The organism is Rhodococcus sp. HM1, from assembly GCF_023218075.1.
Taxonomy (GTDB): domain Bacteria; phylum Actinomycetota; class Actinomycetes; order Mycobacteriales; family Mycobacteriaceae; genus Rhodococcus.
In genome coordinates this window covers 42,314-63,180 of the sequence record NZ_JALPTB010000007.1, presented here as the reverse complement: position 1 = coordinate 63,180, position 20,867 = coordinate 42,314, and the positions used below count along the sequence as shown (strand labels likewise).

Sequence of the window (20,867 nt, the reverse complement as noted above, 5' to 3'; positions counted from 1 at the left end):
GATCATGGGACTTCAAGAGCTCTGGTTCGTCCTCATCGCGGTGCTGTTCACCGGATACTTCGTGCTCGAAGGCTTCGACTTCGGCGTCGGCATGCTCATGCCCGTCCTCGGACGGGGCGGGGACGAGGTCGCCGACACCCGGCGGCGCGTGCTGCTCAACACGATCGGGCCGGTGTGGGACGGCAACGAGGTGTGGCTGCTCACCGCCGGGGGTGCGCTCTTCGCGGCGTTCCCCGAGTGGTACGCGACGTTGTTCTCCGGGTTCTACCTGCCGCTGCTGCTGATCCTGCTCGCGCTCATCGTGCGGGTCTGCGCGATCGAGTACCGCGGCAAGATCGACGACCCGACCTGGCGTCGCCGCTGGGACCTCGGCATCATCGTCGGATCCTGGGTGCCGGCCGTCCTGTGGGGTGTGGCGTTCGCCAACATCGTCCGCGGCGTCGCGATCGACGAGGACAAGCAGTACGTCGGCGGGTTCTTCGCGCTGCTGAACCCGTACGCGCTGCTCGGTGGTGTCACCACGGCACTCGTGTTCGCCTTGCACGGCGCGGTGTTCCTCGCACTCAAGACCGGTGACGAGGTCCGCGGTGACGCGGTGAAACTCGCGCACCGCCTGTCGATTCCGACGGTCGTCGTGGCCGGCGCGTTCGTGCTGTGGACGCAACTGGCCTACGGCAAGACCTGGACGTGGATCCTCGTGGCGATCGCCGCGGCCGCGTTGCTCGCCGTCGTCGCACTCACCCGCGTCGAGCGGGAAGGCTGGGCGTTCGTGTTCACGACCGTCGCGATCGCGGGCACGATCGTGCTGCTCTTCGGCTCGCTGTTCCCGAACGTCATGCCGTCGACGCTGAACGAGGCGTGGTCGCTGACGATCGAGAACGCGTCGTCGAGCCCGTACACGCTGAAGATCATGACGTGGGCAGCCGTCCTCGTCACCCCGGTCGTCCTGATCTACCAGGGCTGGACGTACTGGGTCTTCCGCCAGCGCATCTCGACCCATCACATCCCGAAGTCGATCGGCCTGCCGATCGGAGCGGGCCGGTCGTGACCACCCCCGACGTCACCCCCGCGCACCGTCCCGATTCCGCGGAATCCGGCGGTGCGCGGGGGCGTCGTCGCCCGATCGATCCGCGGCTGTGGCGCTATTCGGCGTCCGTCCGCGGATATCTCGTCCTGTCGGTCGTCGCCGCGCTGATCGACGTCGCGGCAATCGTGGTGTCCGCGTTGATGATCGGCCGGATCCTCGCAGGGGTCATCACCACCGACGCTCGCGCCCTGGGGGACTGGCGCACCGATCTGATCGTGCTGGCCGCGGCGATCGCGGTGCGTGTCGTCACCACCTGGGTACGCAGCCGTTACGCGCACCGTTCCGCGAGCCGGGTCGTCGCCGAACTCGAACACGAGGTACTCGCCGCGGCCGCGGCGACGCCGCCCCGCGACCTGGATCCGCGCCGCGACGAGATCGCCACGGTGCTCACCCGCGGACTCGGCGGCCTGACCGAATACCTCACCGGCTACGTGCCGGCGCTGCTGCTCGCGGTCGTGTCCACCCCCATCGTGCTCGTCGCCATCGCGACCCAGGACCTCACCTCCGCGATCGTCGTCGCCGTGACCCTGCCGCTCATCCCGGTGTTCATGATCCTCATCGGCCTGCTCACCAAGGGTCGCGCCGACCGCACCCTGCGCACGATGACCACCCTGTCCGCACAGTTGCTCGACCTGCTCGCGGGCCTGCCGACCCTGCGCGCGCTCGGTCGCGAGAAGGGACCCGCCGGCCGCGTCCGCGAACTCGGGGACGACCACCGCCGCGCCACCATGTCGGCGCTGCGGGTCGCGTTCCTGTCCGGTTCGGTGCTCGAATTCCTCGCGACCCTGTCGGTGGCGCTCGTCGCCGTCGGTATCGGGTTGCGTCTCGTCGTCGGCGGGATGCCGCTCGAGGCCGGGATCGTCGCGTTGATTCTCGCGCCCGAGGCGTATCTGCCTCTGCGTACCGTCGGCGCCAAGTTCCATGCCGCCGAGGACGGAATGGCCGCGGCGGAAAGGGCTTTCGCGATCCTCGACACCGCGTCCCCGGCTGCCGTCACGCCCGCGGGAGGACGCGCACTCGACGCCCGCGGTCGCGACCTCGTGCTCGACGGCGTGTCCGTTGCGGGTCGCGACGGCTACGCCCCGCACGACCTCGACGCGGTGTGCCGCCCCGGCACGATCACCGTGCTCACCGGCGCCAACGGCGCCGGCAAGAGCACCGCGCTGCTCGCGATCCTCGGTCTCGCCGAACCCTCGTCCGGCCGCGTCCTGATCGGCGGCGACGAAGTGCGCGGCACCGACGCCTGGTGGTCGCAGGTCGCCTGGCTGCCGCAGCGGCCGGTCCTGCTGCCCGGGACCCTCGCCGACAATCTCGCGCTCACCGGTGTCGACGCCACCTCACCCGGTCTTGTAGATGTCTGTGCTGCAACAGGGTTCGACGAGGTGCTGGACGAACTCCCGGACGGATGGGACACCCGGGTCGGAGCCGGCGGAACCGGCCTGTCCCTCGGCCAGCGGCAACGTCTCGCGCTGACCCGCACCCTCGCGTCCCCGCGTCCGGTGCTGCTGCTCGACGAACCGACCGCACACCTCGACACCGCGACCGAGGCGACCGTCCTGGCCGCACTGCGCGAACGCGCGGACCGCGGCGCGACCGTCGTCGTCGTCGCGCACCGGCCCACCCTGCTCGCCGCCGCCGACACCGTCGTGGAGGTGACCGCACGATGACCCTTCGCCGCCGAGCCTCGGAGCGAATGTATCGCTCGTCTCCTTCAACCGAGCGAACGATACATTCGCTCGGGAAGGCAGGGGGCGTCCGACGCGACCGCCCGATGGGCGATCTGCGCCGCGCCATGGCCCTGCTCGAACTGGAACCCCGCCGCGTCCTCGTCGCCGTCGCGGCCGGTGTCGCGACCCTCGGGGCCGCGCTGCTGCTGTCGGGGCTCTCGGCGTGGCTCATCATCCGCGCCTGGCAGATGCCTCCCGTCCTCGACCTCACCGTCGCGGTCGTGGCCGTGCGTGCCCTCGGCATCTCGCGGGGCCTGTTCCGCTACTGCGAGCGCCTGGCCACCCACGACGTCGCGCTGCGCGGCACCACCGCCGCCCGCGCCGGGCTCTACCGTCGGCTCGCGGCGGGCGACCCCGCCGCATCCGCAGGCCTGCGCCGCGGCGACCTGCTCACCCGCACCGGCGCCGACGTGGACGCGCTGGGCGATGTGGTGGTGCGCGCGCTCGTGCCCATCACCGTCGCGATCGTGCTGTCCGCGGCCGCCGTCGTCGCGCTGGCCCTGATCTCGCTGCCCGCAGCGGCGATCCTCGCCGGCGCCCTGCTCGTCGCCGGGGTGCTGGCGCCGTGGCTGTCCGCGCGCGCCGCCGCCCGCGCCGAGGCCGACGGAGCCGACGCCCGCGCCCGGTTCGCGCAGGACGCCGTCACCGTCCTCGACCACGCCGCGGAATTGAGGGTCGCGGGGCGGCTCGACGCCACGGTCGGCCGGGCCGAGACGGAGAATGACGCGGTGGTCGCCGCGACCGACCGCGCCGCGGCGCCCGCCGCGTTCGCCGAGGCCGCGACCCCGCTCGCGATCGGTGCCGCCGTGCTCGGGTCGCTGCTCGTCGGCATCACAGCGTTCGCATCCGATCCGACCATGAGCCCGATGTCGCTGGGCATCCTCGTGCTGTTGCCGCTCGCCGCGTTCGAGGCGGCGGGCGCGTTGCCTGCCGCCGCGCTGACGTTGACCCGCGCCCGGATCGCGGCCGGCCGGATCACCGATCTGCTCGACCGCGCCGACCGGCCCGTCCCGCACGGAACACGCCCGATCGGCGGTCCCGGGCACCTGCGCGCGACCGGGCTGCGCAGTGGCTGGCCGGGTGGCCGCGCGTCGGCCGCGCTCGACCTGGATCTGCCTCCCGGCGCACGCGTCGCCATCGTCGGGGCCAGCGGCAGCGGTAAGACCAGCACGATCATGACGCTCGCCGGCCTGCTTCCCGCAGCCGCGGGGTCCGTCACCCTCGACGGCGTCGCGCTCGACGAGCTCGACCGGACCGAACTGCCGCGTCACGTCGGGTTCTTCGCCGAGGACGCCCACGTCTTCGAGACGTCGGTGCTCGAGAACCTGCGCGTGGCGCGCGGCGACGTCGACGAGAACGACGCGACGGCCGCGCTCGAGGCGGTCGGGCTGGGGGAGTGGGTCTCGGGGCTGCCGGACGGGCTGCACACGACCCTCGAGGGCGGGGCCCGCGCGCTGTCGGGTGGTCAGCGCCGACGACTCCTGCTGGCGCGGGCGCTGTTGTCACCGGTGAAGGTGCTGCTGCTCGACGAACCGACCGAGCATCTCGACGCCGACGACGGCGCGCACCTGCAGCGTCTGCTGCTGGACCGGGACGCCGGGCTGGTCGACGCCGACCGCACGGTCGTCGTCGTCACCCACCAGCTGCCCGCCGGAACGGCCGCGGATCGGGTCGTCGAGGTCCCGGAGAGCATCCCCGGAAATAATCCGTTGCCGACCCTCTGACCGAGGCGTACGTTCGTCCGTACACGAGGAAGGAGGTGGTCTGGACAATGAGTGAATGTCGGACACGTGAGGTGGCTGCCGGCTAGCCGCTGTCGCCGACGACGGTATTCACCGACCGCGCGCGGCTGGCGAATCCCAGGTAGTCACCCGGCCCCCGAGCCCCCGGTCTGTCCGGCCGGGACCTGTGAGGGAGTGGATGCGTCCGCCCTCGCCGGTATGGCTCGGGGGTCGCTCCGTGTCTACGGGCGGATCACGGTGTAGGGGGACAGCGATGTCGAGCGCGGGTCGGCGCTCGTTCAGCGGAGGTGACCGCTCAGCGGATACGACCGCTCAGCCGATGTGACGCGACAGTCGCGCCGACAGGTGCGGCTTCAGGTCGCCGTCCGCGGTGATGCGTTCCTCGACGTACGCGAGGTCGCCGCCTTCGATGATTCCGTAGAGACGCTTGGCGCCGCCGACGACCTCACCGGACTGGCTGCGGATCACCACGTCCGTCGCGATCTCCCACGACGACTGGGTCAGGGCCGTTCCGTAGTAGAGCTCGACGACACCGGAGCTGTGGCTGATCAGCAGCTCGAGGGTTTCGGGATCCTCGCTGCCCACGGCATCCTGCCCGGCGACGCGCCAGTAGCCGCTCTCCCGACGATCCGGGGCGGCGTACTCGCCGTTCTCGTCGAGTCTCCAGGACCGCGACTCCCACACGAGGTAGTCACCACCGTCGTGCGAGACGACGATCTGCTGACCGAAGTGGTAGTCGCCGGTCCGGGGATCGTTGCCCTCGCCCTCGCCGCGCCACACGCCGACCATGGGCAGCAGCGCCAGCAGCGCGGGATGCAGATCCGGCCCGAGCCGCAGGTTGGCGGTGTCCTCGGGCAGAGGCAGCCCCTGCAGGACCGGAACGTTCAGGTCCGCGGTCGCCTTGGCGCGCTCGATCGCGTCGGCGACGGCCTTGTCCCCGCTGCCGCGAACGACACCGGGGTTGTCACCGGGTTCGCTCGTCACGACTCGTCGGTGACCAGACGGTAGATGGTGTACAGCGTGAACCACGTGATGAGCAGCGCTGCAAGGACAAGCAGGACCTCGAAGAAAATGACCACGGGCACATCTTAGACCGCGGCCGTGAGGCACGAAAATCGGCCGTCGGCATCAGACCGTGCGGAGGCCCGGCAGGGCGAATAAGGTACTTCCGATCCGGCAGCATCGGCCGGACACACGCATTTCGGAGGTCGCGTGCGCCCGTTTCGCACTACTGTTCTGTCCGCAGCGGCGCTCGCTGCCCTGTCCGTGCCCGTCGCCGCGGCAGCGCCGGGGAGCGGTTCGAGCCTGCCCGGCTCCGGTCCGGTGATCCATCCCGACAACGCGGCGCTCGACTGCCCGGACCTGCTGATCGTCGCCGTCTCGGGTGCCACCGATTCGACCGCCGACCGGAATCCGGTCGAGGAGGAAACCCGCCAGTTGTGGTCCAACTGGGTCGGCAACGTGACCGTCCCCGTGGGCGAGGCCAACAGCGCGGATCCCGGTTCGGTGGGTTGGATGTACGTGCCCTATCCCTCCACCTACGGCCTCGGCCTGTTCGAGGACGTGCCCACCTACCAGGATTCGGTGGCCGCGGGGGTGGCGTCGACGAACCGCATCCTCGACGAGCAGAAGACCCGGTGCAGGGACAGCACGCGATTCGTGCTCGTCGGCTACAGCGTCGGTGGGGAGGTCGTCGAGCGCGTCACCCGGGAACTCGGGCATCGTCCCGCCGATGCCCACGTGAGCCCCGACGACGTCGCCGGGGTCGTTCTCATCGGCGACCCCTACCGGCCCGCAGGAGCCGATTCGTTCGGTGAGCCGGGCCCGGCCGGCGGCGGTTTCATGTCGTCCGAACCCGCCGACTACGGCGCCCTCGCCGACCGCGTCCGGTACTCCTGCCGCCCCTACGACATCGCGTGCGACGCCCCCGAGGACATCGCGATCCTCGAACTGGCGCTCGGCGTCCTCGGGCAGATGCGTTTCACCCTCGCGAACCCCCTGCAGACGATCACCGACGGTGAGCGGGTGATCTCCGCGATGGCGGCCCGCGCGGCCGCGCACATCGTCTCCGACGAGGACTGGTGGCAGTCCGACGAATCGCTGCTCGACGTCCTGCGCACGGTCGCGGACCAGAGCCGCCGGGTGCCCGGCGAGGACCGCGGCCCCGAGCGGCGCCGGGAGCTGCTGGACTGGGCCATGGGCCCCGGAATGCCGGTCGTCCAGGAGAAGCTGCGCGCCGAGGGCGCCGGTTTCGTCGAGGACAACAGCGGCGTGGTCGATCTCGTCCTGAAGCCGTACATCTTCCTCGCGTTCTTCCAGCACATCGCGTACTGGAACAACAACCCGAACGACCCGTGGTACTGGGAGAGCGAGAAGATCGTCGACTGGATCAGTGAGCTCGCCCGCGCCGAGCGCGGGGACGAGCTCGCCCGCGCCGAGCGCGGGGACGAGCTCGCCCGCGCCGAGCGCGGGGACGAGCTTGCCCGCGCCGAGCGGGACCGGGATCCGGCCGGCAACTGACGCGAACCGAGCGAAGGGGCCCGTTCCGATACGGAACGGGCCCCTTCGCTGTGTCGGTGCTTGTTACTTGGCGACGGTCACGTCGACGTTGTGCACACCGGCCGCGGTCGGGCTGATGGTGGAGTCGCCGTTGCCGACGCTCGAGAGTGCACGGACCTTCCAGGTGCCGGGCGCGGCGAAGAAGCGGAAGTCGCCGGTCGCGGAGGCGACGACCTCGGCGGTGAACTCATCGGTGCCGTCGAGCAGGCGCACGAATGCACCGCCGACGGGCTGGCCGTCTGCGTCGAGGACCCGGCCGGTGATGACCGTTTCCTTCTCGACGTCGACGCCGGCAGGCAGGCTCTGGCTCTGAACGGGTGCTCCGCACATGTTTCTTACGCTCCCAACTCGATCGGTGCGCCGACCAGCGAGCCGTACTCGACCCAGCTGCCGTCGTAGTTCTTGACGTTCTTCTTGCCGAGGATCTCCTGCAGCACGAACCAGGTGTGGCTCGAGCGCTCGCCGATGCGGCAGTAGGCGATGGTCTCCTTGGAGTCGTCGAATCCCTTGTCCGCGTACAGCTTTGCAAGGTCCTCGTCGGACTTGAAGGTGCCGTCCTCGTTGGCGGTGGTGCTCCACGGGATGTTGATGGCACCGGGGACGTGGCCGCGCTGCTGCGCCTGCTCCTGCGGGAGGTGCGCCGGCGCGAGGATCTTGCCGGAGTACTCGTCGGGGGAGCGCACGTCGACCAGGTTGGCCTTGCCGATCGCGGCGATCACGTCGTCGCGGAACGCGCGGATCGAGGTGTCCGGCGTGGCGGCCTTGTACTCGGTGGCCGGGCGGGTGACGGGCTCCTTCGACAGCTCACGACCGTCGAGCTCCCACTTCTTGCGGCCGCCGTCGATCAGCTTGATGTCCTGGTGGCCGTACAGCTTGAAGTACCAGTACGCGTAGGCCGCGAACCAGTTGTTGTTGCCGCCGTACAGCACGACGGTGTCGTCGTTGGCGACGCCCTTGGCGGACAGCAGCTCGGAGAACTGCTCCTGGTTCAGGAAGTCGCGGCGCACGCCGTCCTGCAGGTCCTTGCGCCAGTCGAGCTTGATCGCGCCGGGGATGTGGCCACCGTCGTAGGCGGTGGTGTCCTCGTCGACCTCGATGAAGACGGTCTTCGGCGCGTTGAGGTTCTGCTCGGCCCAGTCTGCAGAGACCAGGACGTCGGAGCGAGCCATGGATATTCCTTTCGGTGGTGACTGAGGAAGTCGGTGGGGGCGGGTCAGGTGGACGCGGGGCGCAGTCGCGTCACCAGCGGGTAGATCCGGCAGCCGAGGCACAGGCCGAACGCTGCGTTGAGCAGCGCGGCGAACAGTGCGAACCCGGTGGCGACGGATCCGACCACGACGGCTCCGGCGAGGAACCCGACGGTACCGACGGCGGCGAACACGAAACCGACGAACTGCGCGAAACGCAGCGGCGGCACGGGTTCGGTTTCGGTCGGTGCTCCCAGACGCGGCGCGATCAGCGTCGCGTAGAGCAGTCCGTATGGGCTACGGCGCGGGCCGAACACCGCCCCGAGTGCGAACACCAAGGTCTGCGCGGCGAGCAGTACGCCGGCTGCCGGGACGGAGAACGTCGCGACGATCAGTACGACGACGAGGACAGCGGTGGTGACCCAGGCGGCGAACCGGGGGCCGCGGACGTCGACCTGGTCGACGGTGCGGGATTGTGGAATTGGAACGGACATCGGAGTGCTCCTGCGGGATTCGAGGGCGCGCGCGTAGCGGGATCGAGGTGCCGGATGCGGTCGGTGGACCGCGGGGCGATCACATCGGGCGTGTGCTGGTGACGTACCGGAGGGTGATGGACGTCGAGGTCGAGGTGATCAGCAGGAACAACAACAGCCACCGAGGCGGCACAGATCGACTGCGCGGCGTCGGGTGAGCATCAGCTCTTGGCGGTAATGCACGTCAGGGAGTGTAGCGAAGTTCTCAGGAAAGCAAATCCCCAGGGGCACGCAACGGCACCAGGGCAGATGTCAGATCCGCCGCGGTCGGAACTCCCGAAACCCGGAACCGTTCGGTGCCGTCCGCGCCGAACAGGAACGTCGTCGGTAGCGACAGAACTCCCAATTTCCTTGCCAGCTCCGGATTTTCGTCGAGATCGACCTCGACGTCCCGGGGAATCGGCAGGCCGTCCTGCGTGGCCGCGAAATTGTCGACGACCTGCGTGACGACGCGGCGCACGGCGCTGCACGGGCCACACCACGGTGCGGAGAAGTGCAGCACCACCGGTTCCGGGCCGTCACCGATTCCGAGCGCGGAGAGCAGCGGGTCGACGCCGGCCGTGTCCGGTTCGGCGGCTACTTCGCGCACGGCGCCGGACCGGGACCGCAGGACCGTGCCCACCCCGAGGGCGGCGACGAGGACCACGAGAAGAACGATGATTCCGGTCACAGTCGCTGCACTTCCTCGAGGTCGATGACGGTATCGCGGGCTTCACCCTCGATGACGATCTGCGAGCCGCGCGCCTCCACCGACGTCGGATACACACCGAACGGCAGATCCTGCGGTTCGATCGTGGTGGTGAACAGACCGAGCACGACGGGCTTCAGCGGATCGGGCACCGTGAAGTCGGCGTTGCCCTCCGGTCCGAAGTACAGATCCGAGGCGACGATGCGGACGCTGTCGTCGTCGAGCAGCAGATCGGCCTGGACGCTCACCTGCGCGGTGACCGGACCGACCGGGACGGTGCCGGTGAGCACGACGCCGCCGGCGGTCGTCGGGCCGGACCCGCCGGAACCTCCGGTGCCGTCCGATTTACTGGCCGGCGGAGCGGAAATCTGCAGGTCAGGGATGTTGTAGAGGCGTCCCAGTTCGGTCGCGTCGATGCGGACCCGCCCGTAGAGCAGGTCCACCGGCACCGACCGGATCGACCCGTCGAGCAGGTCTGCGGCCTGCGCATGCGCACCGATCAGGTTCGCCTCGATGGTGATGTCGCCGAGCATGTCGCTGTGGACGCCCTGGGCGCGGATCTCGACGTTCTCGTAGTGGCCGTTGCGGGCCTGCTGCAGGAACGGGAAGCCGTGGATGGTCACCGCGGGATCGGCGGTCAGGGCGCCGCCCTCGCGCAAGGCACGCGAGACCCGGTACTCGGACCACGCCGCCGCGCCGAAATCGACGAGAAGGGCGAGTCCCAGGAGGACGACGAGGCCGAGGATCAGTTTCCGCACCAGACCATTGTTACCGACGCAACGACGCGCGCCATTCGGCTGCTTACACGGCGGTAACAAAAGGGGGGCTAATCTGTAGCGCGTCGTTCATACGTGAATGAGCGCTCTCGTGACACCAAGAATGGAGGCCCGGTGGAACTGCTCCTGCTGACCTCCGACCCCAACCCGGACGCGGTGTTGCCGTCGCTGGCGCTGCTGGCGCATTCCGTCCGGCCCGCGCCGACCGAAGTGTCGTCTCTGCTGGAGGCGGGTTCTGCGGACATCGCGATCGTCGATGCCCGCACCGACCTGGCCGCGGCCCGCGGACTGTGCCGGCTGCTCGGCAGTACCGGCTCGGCGGTTCCCGTCGTCGCCGTGCTCACCGAAGGCGGTCTGGTGGCGGTCAACCCGGAATGGGGTCTCGACGACATCCTGCTCACCAGCACCGGGCCGGCCGAACTCGATGCGCGGCTGCGGCTGCTGCTCGGGCGTTCCGGTGGCGCGGTCGCGCCCGAGAACACCGGCAAGATCACGCTCGGCGAGCTGACCATCGACGAAGGCACCTACACCGCCCGGTTGCGCGGTCGGCCGCTCGACCTGACGTACAAGGAGTTCGAACTCCTCAAGTACCTCGCACAGCACGCCGGCAGGGTGTTCACTCGTGCCCAGTTGTTGCAGGAGGTGTGGGGATACGACTTCTTCGGCGGCACCCGCACCGTCGACGTCCACGTCCGGCGCCTGCGCGCCAAGCTGGGGCCGGAGTACGAGTCGCTGATCGGCACCGTCCGCAACGTCGGTTACAAGGCGGTGCGGCCCACGACCAAGTCCGGCAAGGGCGGCGTCCCCACCGTCGAGTTCGAGGACCCCGAGACCGAGTTGGCCGACTAACCTCGGCGGGATGGAATTCGACACTCGTCCGTCACCCGACGTCGCCGCCGCAGTGCGCGCGGTCCTCGACCGCGCGACCGCCGCCGACGGCACCGCTCCCGTCTCGGAACAGGGCGTGCACTCGCTCGGCCGCGACGACGACACCCGTCACCTCGTCGTGCGTGCCGACGGTGAGGTCGCGGGCTGGGCGGTCCTCGTGCCCGGCCACGGAGAACACAGCGCGATGGCCGAGGTCGTCGTCGATCCCGCCCACCGCGGTCGCGGGCTCGGCACACAACTCGTCGAGGCCGCCCTGTCGGCCGGGGGCGACGGCACCCGGGTCTGGGCTCACGGCGACCTGCCCGCGGCGCGCGCGGTCGCGGCGCGGCTCGGGCTTTCCGGAGTGCGCGAACTGCTGCAGATGCGCCGCTCCCTCACCACCCCGGAACTGCCCGGCGTCGAGGTCCCGGACGACCTGCTCGTGCGCACCTACCGCGGGCCCGAGGACGACGCCGAACTGCTGCGGGTCAACGCGGCCGCATTCGCGTGGCACCCGGAACAGGGCCGCTGGACCGAGACCGATGTCGCCGAACGCCGCGCCGAACCCTGGTTCGACCCGGCCGGGTTGTTCCTGGCGTTCGACCGCGCAGACCCCGAGCGACTGCTCGGCTTCCACTGGACGAAGGTGCACGCCGCCACCGACACCGAACCGGCACTCGGCGAGGTGTACGTGGTGGGCATCGACCCGCAGGCGCAGGGTCGCGGCCTCGGCCGGTTGCTGACGCTGGCGGGCCTGCTGTATCTGCGCGACCGCGGCCTGGGAACGGTCCTGCTGTACGTCGAGGGCGACAACACGGCGGCACTGAACACCTACGGCCGGCTCGGGTTCGACCGGTTCCACGTCGACGTCGCCTACGCGCGGGACGCCGACCCCACCCCGTAAACACATGACCGACGTCACCGCATCGGTGAACGGAATGTGACGGATCCAATACACCCATCATGTATTCGGTGCCGGTTAACCTTCCGTTCACCGACGGTCCCCTGACCGGCCACTGTCCGCCTCTAGCTTCGCTACGGGTCGAGCCACTTCGGCCCGGCACCGGAATCGACCGGTGCCTGCTCGGTCGTGAATTCCGGAGGAGACAAGGTGAACTTCAAGCGCAGTGGCGCCCTGCTCGGCGCGCTGGCCGCAGGAGCCGTCACACTCGCCGCGTGCGGTACCGACAACAACGCTGCCGACGTCGACGTCGACGCGTCCGCCTCGGCCGCGACGTGCGAGGGCAAGCCGACGCTGTCGGCCGCCGGGTCCTCCGCCCAGAAGAACGCCATGGACGCGTTCGTTTCCACCTACATCGCGGTGTGCTCGGAGAAGGGTGTGAACGTCAACGTCGCCTACAACCCGTCCGGATCCGGTGACGGCCGCACCCAGTTCATCGCGAAGCAGATCGACTTCGCCGGCTCGGACTCCGCGATCAAGGGTGACCAGGCTGCGCAGGCCGCCGAGCGGTGCGCCGGCAACCCGGCCTGGAACCTGCCGCTCGTGTTCGGCCCGGTCGCGATCGCCTACAACCTCGAGGGCGTCGACAACCTGGTGCTCGACGGACCCACCATCGCGAAGATCTTCAACGGTGGCATCACCAAGTGGAACGATCCGGCCATCGCAGCACTGAACAGCGGTGCGGCCCTGCCGGATTCGACCATCGCACCGATCGTCCGCTCGGATTCGTCGGGCACCACCGACAACTTCCAGAAATACCTCGAAGCCGCTTCGGCCGGTGTCTGGACCACCGGCGCCGGCTCCGACTTCACCGGCGGTGTCGGCGAGGGCGCGAAGGGCTCTGCCGGCGTCGCGCAGGCCGTCGGCAGCACGCCGGGTGCCGTCACGTACGTCGAGAGCTCCTTCGCCGAGCAGAACAATCTCAGCATCGCGCAGATCGACAACGGTTCCGGTCCCGTCGAGCTCAGCGAGGCGACCGCCGGCAAGGCCATCGAGGGCGCCGCGTTCGCGAGCACCGGTGGCGGCGACCTCACCCTCGACCTGTCCTCGATCTACGGCAGCACCGAAGCCGGTGCGTACCCGCTGGTCCTCGCCACCTACGAGATCGTGTGCTCCGCCGGCTACGACGCCGACACGTCGGCCGCGGTCAAGTCGTTCCTCACGAGCGCCGCCAACGAGGGACAGGCGGGTCTGGCGGAGCAGGGTTACGTCCCGCTGCCGGATTCGTTCAAGGCCAAGCTGACCGAGTCCATCGACGCCATCGCCTGATCCGCTGCAGTGCGACGACCGCTCGGAACTATATTCATGCCTAGAAAGATTGCGAGCGCAGATGAGTGACGCGCCCACCACTTCGGCACCTCGCACCGCGACCCTCGACTCCGGGGGTGCGGGGGCGGGCGGTCCGCACGGCAGCACCCCGGAGGCCACGATTACAGAGTCCAACACCGGCCGCCGGAAGCCGGTGAAAAGGCCGGGCGACAGGATTTTCGGTTCGCTGGCCTCCGGGTCGGCCGTCCTCATCTCGCTGATCATCGGCGCCATCGCGGTGTTCCTGGTGTGGCGAGCGGTGCCGGCGCTGCAACGCAACACCGTCAACTTCCTGACCAGTCGTGAGTGGGTCACGCAGGACATCGAAAAGATGGCCTTCGGCGTGCTCGACCTGTTCCAGGTCACGGTTCTGGTGTCGGTGTTCGCGTTGATCCTCGCGATGCCCGTGGCGCTGGGCATCGCCATCTTCCTCACCTCGTACTGCCCCGAGCGGATCAAGAGGCCTCTTGCGTACGTCATCGATCTGCTCGCGGCGGTGCCGTCGATCGTGTACGGCCTGTGGGGCCTGCTGGTGCTCGCGCCCGCGATCCGCCCGTTCGCGCAGTGGCTCAACGACAGCCTCGGCTGGTTCCCGCTCTTCGCGGACGGCTCCGGGTCGATCGTCGGTGGTGGCACCATCTTCACCGCGGGAATCGTTCTCGCCGTGATGATCCTGCCGACCATCGCCGCGGTCAGCCGCGAGGTGTTTGTGCAGACACCCGTCGCGCACATCGAGGCCGCGCTCGCGCTCGGTGCCACTCGCTGGGAGGTTGTGAAGACCACGGTCATCCCGTTCGGCAAGTCCGGTTACATCAGCGGCTCGATGCTGGGCCTCGGCCGCGCACTGGGCGAGACCATGGCCCTGTACATGATCCTGCGCACCACGTCGCAGGCGTTCTCGTGGTCGCTGTTCGACGGCGGCGCCACCATCGCCTCGAAGATCGCCCTCGGATACGCCGAGTTCAACAACGACATCCAGGCCGGTGCCTACATCGCCGCGGGCCTGGTCCTGTTCGTGCTCACCTTCGTGGTCAACGCCGCGGCCCGCATGATCGTCGCCGGAAAGAGGGACTGACCCATGTCGACCACCGTTCTCGACACCCCCGTCAAGGGGAAGGCCTTCCGGGGTGTGGGAGCACGCCGGCGTCTGACCGACTACACCGCGACCGTCCTCGTCACGCTCTCGGTGCTGATCGCACTGGTGCCGCTCGCGTGGGTGCTCATCACCGTGATCGCGAAGGGCCTGCCCGCGCTGCTCTCCGCAACGTGGTTCACCCACTCGTTCAGCGGCCTGACCGCCTCGTCGACCGGCGGCGGCATCTACCACGCGCTCGTCGGCACACTCATGCAGGGACTGGTCTGCGGTCTCATCTCCATCCCGCTCGGTGTGTTCGTCGCGATCTACCTCGTCGAGTACGCGGGCAACTCGAAGCTCGCCCGGATCACCACGTTCATGGTGGACATCCTCAGCGGTGTTCCCTCGATCGTCGCGGCGCTGTTCATCTACGCCCTGTGGATCGCCACCTTCGGGTTCCCGAAGTCGGCGCTGGCGGTGTCGCTGGCGCTGGTGCTGCTCATGGTGCCGGTCGTGGTCCGCAGCACCGAGGAGATGCTCCGCATCGTGCCGCAGGACCTGCGTGAAGCGTCGTACGCCCTCGGCGTCCCGAAATGGAAGACCATCGCCCGCATCGTGCTGCCGACGGCCCTTCCCGGCATCATCACCGGCATCATGCTCGCGCTTGCCCGCGTCATGGGCGAGACCGCGCCGCTGCTGATCCTGGTCGGCTACGCACCCTTCATCAACTTCAACCTGTTCGGCGGCGAGATGGGCTCGCTACCGGGCGTCATGGTCGCCGAGATGAACAACCCCACCGAAGCCGGTTCCATGCGCATCTGGGGCGCCGCCCTGACCCTCATCCTGGTCATCGCGGTGCTGAACGTCGCCGCCAAGCTCATCGGCCGCTTCTCGCAGGTCGGCACCGCCAAGTAGGCCGACACCCATGCCTCAACTCGCCCAGATCGATACACCAGTAGGGAGCCGGTAATGGCCAAGCGTCTGGATCTCAAGGACGTCAACATCTACTACGGCAAGTTCCATGCCGTGTCCGACGTGACGCTGTCGGTACCCCCGCGCAACGTCACCGCGTTCATCGGCCCGTCGGGCTGCGGCAAGTCGACGGTGCTGCGGTCGCTCAACCGCATGCACGAGGTGACTCCGGGCGCGCGCGTCGAGGGGTCGGTGCTGCTCGACGGCGAGGACATCTACGACTCGTCGGTCGATCCGGTCGGTGTGCGCAAGACCATCGGCATGGTGTTCCAGCGCCCGAATCCGTTCCCCACGATGTCGATCCGCGACAACGTCGTCGCCGGCCTGAAGCTGCAGGGTCTGCGGGACAAGAAGAAGCTCGACGAGATCGCCGAACGATCGCTGCGTGGCGCGAACCTGTGGAACGAGGTCAAGGACCGGCTCGACAAGCCGGGCGGCGGTCTGTCCGGTGGTCAGCAGCAGCGTCTGTGCATCGCCCGGGCGATCGCGGTCTCGCCGGACGTGCTGCTCATGGACGAGCCGTGCTCGGCGCTCGACCCTATCTCGACCCTCGCCATCGAGGACCTGATCACCGAACTCAAGCGGGACTTCACGATCGTCATCGTCACCCACAACATGCAGCAGGCCGCGCGGGTGAGCGACCAGACGGCGTTCTTCAACCTCGAGGCCACCGGCAAGCCGGGCAGGCTCGTCGAGATCGACGACACCGAGAAGATCTTCTCGAACCCGACGCAGAAGGCCACCGAGGACTACATCTCCGGTCGCTTCGGCTGAGGATTGGGAGACACGCCCTGGATCGCACAGTATCCGAAGGCGCCGACGAAAAAGGGGCCCGGCCGGAACTGTTCCGGCCGGGCCCCTTCGCGCGTGCTACTGCTGCTCCGGGCACACCGTCAGGTGGTCGACCTTGTCACGGAAGGCGCGGAAGTCCTCGTCGGTCGGCAGCTTGCCGGTGACGATGAAGACGACCCGGCGCCCGACCTCGACGGCGTGGTCGGCGAAGCGCTCGTAGAACCGGCCGAGCAGCGTCACGTCGACGGCGGCGGCGACTCCGTGCTTCCACTCCCGGTCCATCAGGACCGTGAACAGGTGCCGGTGCAGGTCGTCCATCGCCTCGTCCTCCTCGTGCAGCCGCGCCGCCCGCTCGGGGTCGCGGGTCTCGAGGATTTCCTTGGTGGCGGCTCCCAGGGCAACGGCGATGCGTCCCATCTCGGCGAAGTAGCCGTTCACTTCCTCCGGCAGCACGTGGTTGGGGTGGCGTCGACGCGTGGCCTTCGCCACGTGCAGGGCCAGCGCCCCCATCCGGTCGATGTCGGCGACGATCTGGATGGCGCTGACAACCCCTCGCAGGTCGCCGGCCACCGGCCCCTGCAGGGCAAGGAGCGCGAACGCCTTCTCTTCACAGATCGCACTCAGTTCGGTGATCTTGTCGTGCTCACCGATGACGATCTCGGCCAGTGGCAGATCGGCATGGAGGAGGGCCTCGGTGGAGCGTTCCATGGCGAGGCCGGCCAGGCCGGCCATCTCGCCGAGGAGATCGGCGAGTTCTGTCATCTGTTCGTTGTAGGCGACGCGCATAATCTCGAAGCCTACGGCGGTAAGAAGGCCACGTCACGAGCGCTGGGTGAATGCTCGATGAACGACCGATCCGAATCCGACACCCGATGAGAGCAGGTCAGCTGCAGGAGTCGTCGCCGGCGTTCGTCACCGCGAGATCGACGGGAAGCTCGATCGCGTCCGCGGGTGCGTCCTCGACGGGCATGGGCTTCAGGAGCGTGCCGGGAAGCTGAGGTTCCGCGATCGTGCCGTCGAAGCCCGACCCGAGCACGACCTCGACGACGCCGAGACGATCGGCGGAGGACGACAGCTTCTGGAGCACGGCACCGGGGATCATCGACGCGACCGTGGCGGCTTCGGCTTCCTGACCGGGGGTGAACCGCACGATCGTCTGCGCGCTGGTGCCGGAGTAGTTGCCGACGGCGTAGATGGAGTAGCCGTACGCGCCCAGCGTCTCCGCAGTCCGCGCGGCGAGACCGGCTTCACCGGACGCGTTGGACACCTGCAGCGTGATGTACGACGTGTCGACGAATTCCTGGGCCGGCAGCACCGGTGCCGGCGCCGACGGTGCCGCCGTAGTGGCCTCGGCCGCGGCCTCGCTCGGTTCGGGTTCGTTCCGCTTCTCGCCGGGCAGCGGCTCGTCGTCGATGATGGCCTGGAAGATCGCCTTGATGTCGTCCAGGCGCGGGATCTCGTTGCCCCAGTCGTTGGTGCCGTCCGTCGGCACGGTCAGGAAGGTGACCGCACCGGCGTCGACGTTCTGCAGGGAACGGCCGAGTTTGACCAGCGACTCGGTGTTGACGTTCTCGACGAAGGTGGCCTGGGTGAACGCGTTGATGAAGCCGTTGAGCTTGCCGGGATCGAGCAGCACCTTGTTGGACAGCGCCGACCGCAGGAGGGACGACAGGAACTTCTGCTGCCGGGCGATCCGGCCGTAGTCGCCGTTGCCCTCGGCTTCGACCTTGCGGGCGCGGACGTAGTCCAATGCCTTCCGGCCGTCGAGCGTCTGCCGGCCCGCGTTCGGGAGGATCTCACCGAGTTCGCCGTCGATCAGCGGCGCGGTGGTGCACACCTCGACGCCGCCGATGCCGTCGACCATGGATTCGAACCCGGCGAAGTCGATCCCCACGAAATGTCCGATCTTCAGACCGGACATCTTCTGGATCACCTTCACCAGGCACTTCGGTCCGCCCAGCGCGTAGGTCGCGTTGAGTTTGTCGCCCTCGGCCTCCGGATAGATGTCGGACGAGTAGTCGCCGGTGACGCTGTCCCAGCCGCGGCACACGGGACGTTCCACATCGAGGTCGCGGGGGAACGACACCGCGACGACCCGGCTGCGATCCGCAGGGATGTTGACGAGGATGACGGTGTCGGCACGTGCACCCTCCGCGTCCTCCACCGTGCCGGCGCCGATCGAGCCGCTCGCCCCGGCCCGGGTGTCGGTACCGACGATCAGGTAGGTCTCGTCGCCGGTCTGCCCGACCGGGTCGACGATGTCGGTGGACTCGGTGTCCAGCGCGGCGATCTGGGAGAAGCCTGCCTCGGTGGACCGCATGTACCCCCAGATGCCGCCGGTGCCGACCAAGGTCAGCACCGACGCGAGGGCAACTCCTGTCCGGCCCAGAGCTGCGAGCCGGGACCTGCGTCTGCGTTTGCTGAGCGCGAGCCGGCTGAGCCCGTCGGTCCTGCCCGGCGGCTTCCGCGTGTCCGCGCCCGTGCGTTCCTCCGGCTGTTCCGGGGGCTCGACGGACTCGCCCGGATCCACCGCCTCGATCTGCACGGTCGGTTCGTCGTCCGGAGCCACCGGTTCGCTGCGCGGCCGGCGCGGGGGTGGCAGCGTCGTCGCGGTGACCCGCGGTGGTTCGACGACCGGTGGTCTCTCGGCCCGGGGCTGGGCGGCACCCCGGGCTGGTTCGGGAACCCGGGGTGGTTCTGCGATCCGGGTCTGTTCGGCGGCCGACTCCGGCGGCGACGGTGCGGGCCGGGCAGGCGGAACCGGCCGGGACACGGGCATCGACCGCATGGGCGGTGCCGACGGAACCGGGGGCGGTACCGGCGCGGGCGGTTCGCGTCGGGCCACGGGTGGCATCGGCGCCGGCGGTGTCGGCGCAGGTGTCCGATCGGGTGGGGGAGCGGCCTGCTCGCGGCGTTCCACGGGAGCGCTGTCGCGGCCCACCTTGTTCATCAGGTCGGCGACGGTGAGCTGCTCGGAATCGCCGGGCTGCGCGGCCCTGCGGTTGCGGCCTTCGGTTCGGCGGGACGTCGCCTCGGGAGCGCTGTGCCGTCGATGCGGCTGGTCGGGGTCCTGCCGCTCCACGCGGCCGGTGTGCGCGATCGGACGTTCCCAGGGAGCGCGAGAGTCGGGCAGGCCCGAGTCGTGCTCCTCTCCCACCGATCCCTCGCCTCTCCGCGGATGTTCCGCTTCTCGTTGCATCCGCCGTGTCGGCGACCCCGCCATGATACTGACCGACGAGTATTGCATCGAGATGTCCGACGGAATGCTCGGTATCTTCGCCGGTCCGGCGCGTCAGGCGCCGGTATGCGCCTGTGCGATCTAGCCGCCCGAATGCATCATGTCGGCACCGGCGGGCACCAGGGTGTCCTCGGGGTCGTCGAGCCATCCGTCGGGCAGGGCCACCGCACTGGGCGAGCCCTGGCGACCGCGGGGCCCTTCGGCGTCCTTCGGGAACGGCACGTCGGGATCGAGGCGGCCGAGCAGGTCGTCGAGTTCGGCGAGGCTCGAGACGCGCGCGAGTCCGTTGCGCAGGTCGGATCCGGCGGGGAACCCGCGCATGTACCAGGCGATGTGCTTGCGGATTTCCCGCATGCCCTTGTCCTCACCGTGGTGATCGGCGAGCAGCCGGGCATGACGCCGCATGATCTGCGCGACCTCCCCGAGCGCCGGGGGAGTGGGGATCTCACGGCCGTTCAGCGCGGCGGACAGCTCCGCGAACAGCCACGGGCGGCCGAGGCAGCCTCGGCCGACGACGACGCCGTCGCATCCGGTCTGTTCCATCATCTTCGCGGCGTCGGTGGCGTCGAAGATGTCGCCGTTGCCGAGCACCGGCACGTCGGTGACGTGTTCCTTGAGGCGCGCGATCTCGTTCCAGTCGGCGGTGCCGGAGTAGCGCTGGGCCGCGGTGCGGGCGTGCAGGGCCACCGCCGCGGCGCCTTCGGCCGCGGCGATGCGCCCGGCGTCGAGATGGGTGTGATGTTCGTCGTCGATGCCGATGCGGAACTTGACGGTCACGGGGATGTCGGTGCCCTCGGTCGCCCGGACCGCGGCCGCGACGATCTGGCCGAACAGGCGGCGCTTGTACGGCAGCGCGGAACCGCCGCCCTTGCGGGTCACCTTCGGGACGGGGCATCCGAAGTTCATGTCGATGTGGTCGGCGAGATTCTCGTCGACGATCATCTTCGCCGCGGCGTACGTGATGTCGGGGTCGACCGTGTAGAGCTGCAGCGACCGCGGCGTTTCGGTGGGACCGAAGGTCGTCATGTGCATCGTCACGGGATGGCGTTCGACGAGCGCGCGGGCGGTCACCATCTCGCACACGTACAGGCCCGACGTGCTGCCGGCGCGTTCGAGCTCGAGTTCACGGCACAGGGTGCGGAACGCGACGTTGGTGACCCCGGCCATCGGGGCCAGCACGACCGGACTGTCGAGTTCGAGCGAGCCGATGCGAAGGCGGGACATGCAAACCTCGGAAAGAAACGATGTCGGAAGCAGGGGCGAGATTCCGCCCGAACTGAGCAACTGTGCCCGGCACCGAAATCGTTCGGTGCCGGGCACAGGATATCCGGTGGACGCCACCGGCACGGAATTGC

General features: G+C 69.2%; 20 protein-coding genes. 10 read left to right on the top strand and 10 right to left on the bottom strand.

The window, feature by feature from the left end:
- Positions 1–4 precede the first annotated feature (4 nt).
- The 3 genes from cydB (at position 5) to cydC (ending at position 4,538) form a co-directional block, all read left to right on the top strand.
- Positions 5–1,048, top strand: a complete 1,044-nt coding sequence (gene cydB / locus M1M07_RS06155) for a cytochrome d ubiquinol oxidase subunit II (RefSeq protein WP_197253249.1) — start codon at positions 5–7, stop codon at positions 1,046–1,048.
- The gene (gene cydD, locus M1M07_RS06150) at positions 1,045–2,754 is read left to right on the top strand and encodes a thiol reductant ABC exporter subunit CydD (RefSeq protein WP_248673580.1); all 1,710 of its coding nucleotides are present in this window, start codon (positions 1,045–1,047) and stop codon (positions 2,752–2,754) included. The genes cydB and cydD overlap by 4 nt, the downstream gene beginning before the upstream one ends.
- Before the next feature lie 104 nt (positions 2,755–2,858).
- Positions 2,859–4,538: a thiol reductant ABC exporter subunit CydC gene (gene cydC / locus M1M07_RS06145; RefSeq protein ID WP_248673579.1), complete on the top strand. Its 1,680-nt coding sequence runs from the start codon at positions 2,859–2,861 to the stop codon at positions 4,536–4,538.
- 330 nt (positions 4,539–4,868) lie between these two features.
- Here the strand turns inward: cydC and M1M07_RS06140 are convergent, their stop codons facing one another.
- On the bottom strand, positions 4,869–5,540 hold the full coding sequence (locus M1M07_RS06140; protein WP_248673578.1) for an FABP family protein: 672 nt from the start codon (positions 5,538–5,540) through the stop codon (positions 4,869–4,871).
- A 252-nt stretch (positions 5,541–5,792) separates the two neighbouring features.
- Between M1M07_RS06140 and M1M07_RS06135 the strand changes: the two genes are divergently transcribed.
- Positions 5,793–7,076: a cutinase family protein gene (locus tag M1M07_RS06135; protein WP_248673615.1), complete on the top strand. Its 1,284-nt coding sequence runs from the start codon at positions 5,793–5,795 to the stop codon at positions 7,074–7,076.
- A gap of 63 nt (positions 7,077–7,139) precedes the next feature.
- On the opposite strand, the gene M1M07_RS06130 is transcribed toward M1M07_RS06135, so the two are convergent.
- From M1M07_RS06130 to M1M07_RS06110, 6 genes are all read right to left on the bottom strand, one after another.
- The gene (locus M1M07_RS06130; RefSeq protein WP_197253243.1) at positions 7,140–7,445 is read right to left on the bottom strand and encodes a DUF1416 domain-containing protein; all 306 of its coding nucleotides are present in this window, start codon (positions 7,443–7,445) and stop codon (positions 7,140–7,142) included.
- 5 nt (positions 7,446–7,450) lie between these two features.
- Positions 7,451–8,284 (bottom strand): sulfurtransferase, encoded by an 834-nt coding sequence (locus M1M07_RS06125; RefSeq protein WP_197253241.1) that lies wholly within the window; start codon positions 8,282–8,284, stop codon positions 7,451–7,453.
- Between the two features lie 44 nt (positions 8,285–8,328).
- On the bottom strand, positions 8,329–8,796 hold the full coding sequence (locus M1M07_RS06120; protein ID WP_197253238.1) for a DUF4395 domain-containing protein: 468 nt from the start codon (positions 8,794–8,796) through the stop codon (positions 8,329–8,331).
- Between the two features lie 138 nt (positions 8,797–8,934).
- The gene (locus tag M1M07_RS33190) at positions 8,935–9,018 is read right to left on the bottom strand and encodes a putative leader peptide (protein ID WP_368862557.1); all 84 of its coding nucleotides are present in this window, start codon (positions 9,016–9,018) and stop codon (positions 8,935–8,937) included.
- Positions 9,019–9,040: 22 nt separating this feature from the next.
- Positions 9,041–9,505: a thioredoxin family protein gene (locus tag M1M07_RS06115; RefSeq protein WP_197253236.1), complete on the bottom strand. Its 465-nt coding sequence runs from the start codon at positions 9,503–9,505 to the stop codon at positions 9,041–9,043.
- Positions 9,502–10,281 (bottom strand): LmeA family phospholipid-binding protein, encoded by a 780-nt coding sequence (locus M1M07_RS06110; protein ID WP_248673577.1) that lies wholly within the window; start codon positions 10,279–10,281, stop codon positions 9,502–9,504. The genes M1M07_RS06115 and M1M07_RS06110 overlap by 4 nt, the downstream gene beginning before the upstream one ends.
- A 132-nt stretch (positions 10,282–10,413) precedes the next feature.
- On the opposite strand from M1M07_RS06110, the gene M1M07_RS06105 reads away from it, so the two are divergent.
- The 6 genes from M1M07_RS06105 (at position 10,414) to pstB (ending at position 16,256) form a co-directional block, all read left to right on the top strand.
- Positions 10,414–11,148: a response regulator transcription factor gene (locus tag M1M07_RS06105; RefSeq protein ID WP_197253234.1), complete on the top strand. Its 735-nt coding sequence runs from the start codon at positions 10,414–10,416 to the stop codon at positions 11,146–11,148.
- A 10-nt stretch (positions 11,149–11,158) separates the two neighbouring features.
- Entirely contained in the window at positions 11,159–12,070 is a 912-nt protein-coding gene (mshD, locus tag M1M07_RS06100) for a mycothiol synthase (RefSeq protein ID WP_197253232.1), read from the top strand.
- 207 nt (positions 12,071–12,277) lie between these two features.
- Positions 12,278–13,396: a phosphate ABC transporter substrate-binding protein PstS gene (gene pstS, locus M1M07_RS06095; protein ID WP_197253230.1), complete on the top strand. Its 1,119-nt coding sequence runs from the start codon at positions 12,278–12,280 to the stop codon at positions 13,394–13,396.
- Positions 13,397–13,457: 61 nt separating this feature from the next.
- Positions 13,458–14,510, top strand: coding sequence for a phosphate ABC transporter permease subunit PstC (gene pstC / locus M1M07_RS06090; RefSeq protein WP_197253228.1), 1,053 nt, complete (start codon positions 13,458–13,460; stop codon positions 14,508–14,510).
- 3 nt (positions 14,511–14,513) lie between these two features.
- The gene (pstA, locus tag M1M07_RS06085) at positions 14,514–15,425 is read left to right on the top strand and encodes a phosphate ABC transporter permease PstA (protein ID WP_248673576.1); all 912 of its coding nucleotides are present in this window, start codon (positions 14,514–14,516) and stop codon (positions 15,423–15,425) included.
- A gap of 54 nt (positions 15,426–15,479) precedes the next feature.
- The gene (pstB, locus tag M1M07_RS06080) at positions 15,480–16,256 is read left to right on the top strand and encodes a phosphate ABC transporter ATP-binding protein PstB (RefSeq protein ID WP_197253226.1); all 777 of its coding nucleotides are present in this window, start codon (positions 15,480–15,482) and stop codon (positions 16,254–16,256) included.
- Positions 16,257–16,352: 96 nt separating this feature from the next.
- On the opposite strand, the gene phoU is transcribed toward pstB, so the two are convergent.
- The 3 genes from phoU to dusB all read right to left on the bottom strand — a co-directional run bounded on the left by phoU (position 16,353) and on the right by dusB (position 20,736).
- Positions 16,353–17,060 carry a phosphate signaling complex protein PhoU gene (phoU, locus tag M1M07_RS06075; protein ID WP_197253224.1) on the bottom strand — a complete coding sequence of 236 codons (708 nt, stop codon included), beginning with the start codon at positions 17,058–17,060 and terminating at the stop codon, positions 16,353–16,355.
- A gap of 97 nt (positions 17,061–17,157) precedes the next feature.
- Positions 17,158–19,128: an LCP family protein gene (locus tag M1M07_RS06070; protein ID WP_248673614.1), complete on the bottom strand. Its 1,971-nt coding sequence runs from the start codon at positions 19,126–19,128 to the stop codon at positions 17,158–17,160.
- Between the two features lie 465 nt (positions 19,129–19,593).
- Positions 19,594–20,736 (bottom strand): tRNA dihydrouridine synthase DusB, encoded by a 1,143-nt coding sequence (gene dusB, locus M1M07_RS06065; RefSeq protein WP_197253222.1) that lies wholly within the window; start codon positions 20,734–20,736, stop codon positions 19,594–19,596.
- Between the last annotated feature and the right edge of the window lie 131 nt (positions 20,737–20,867).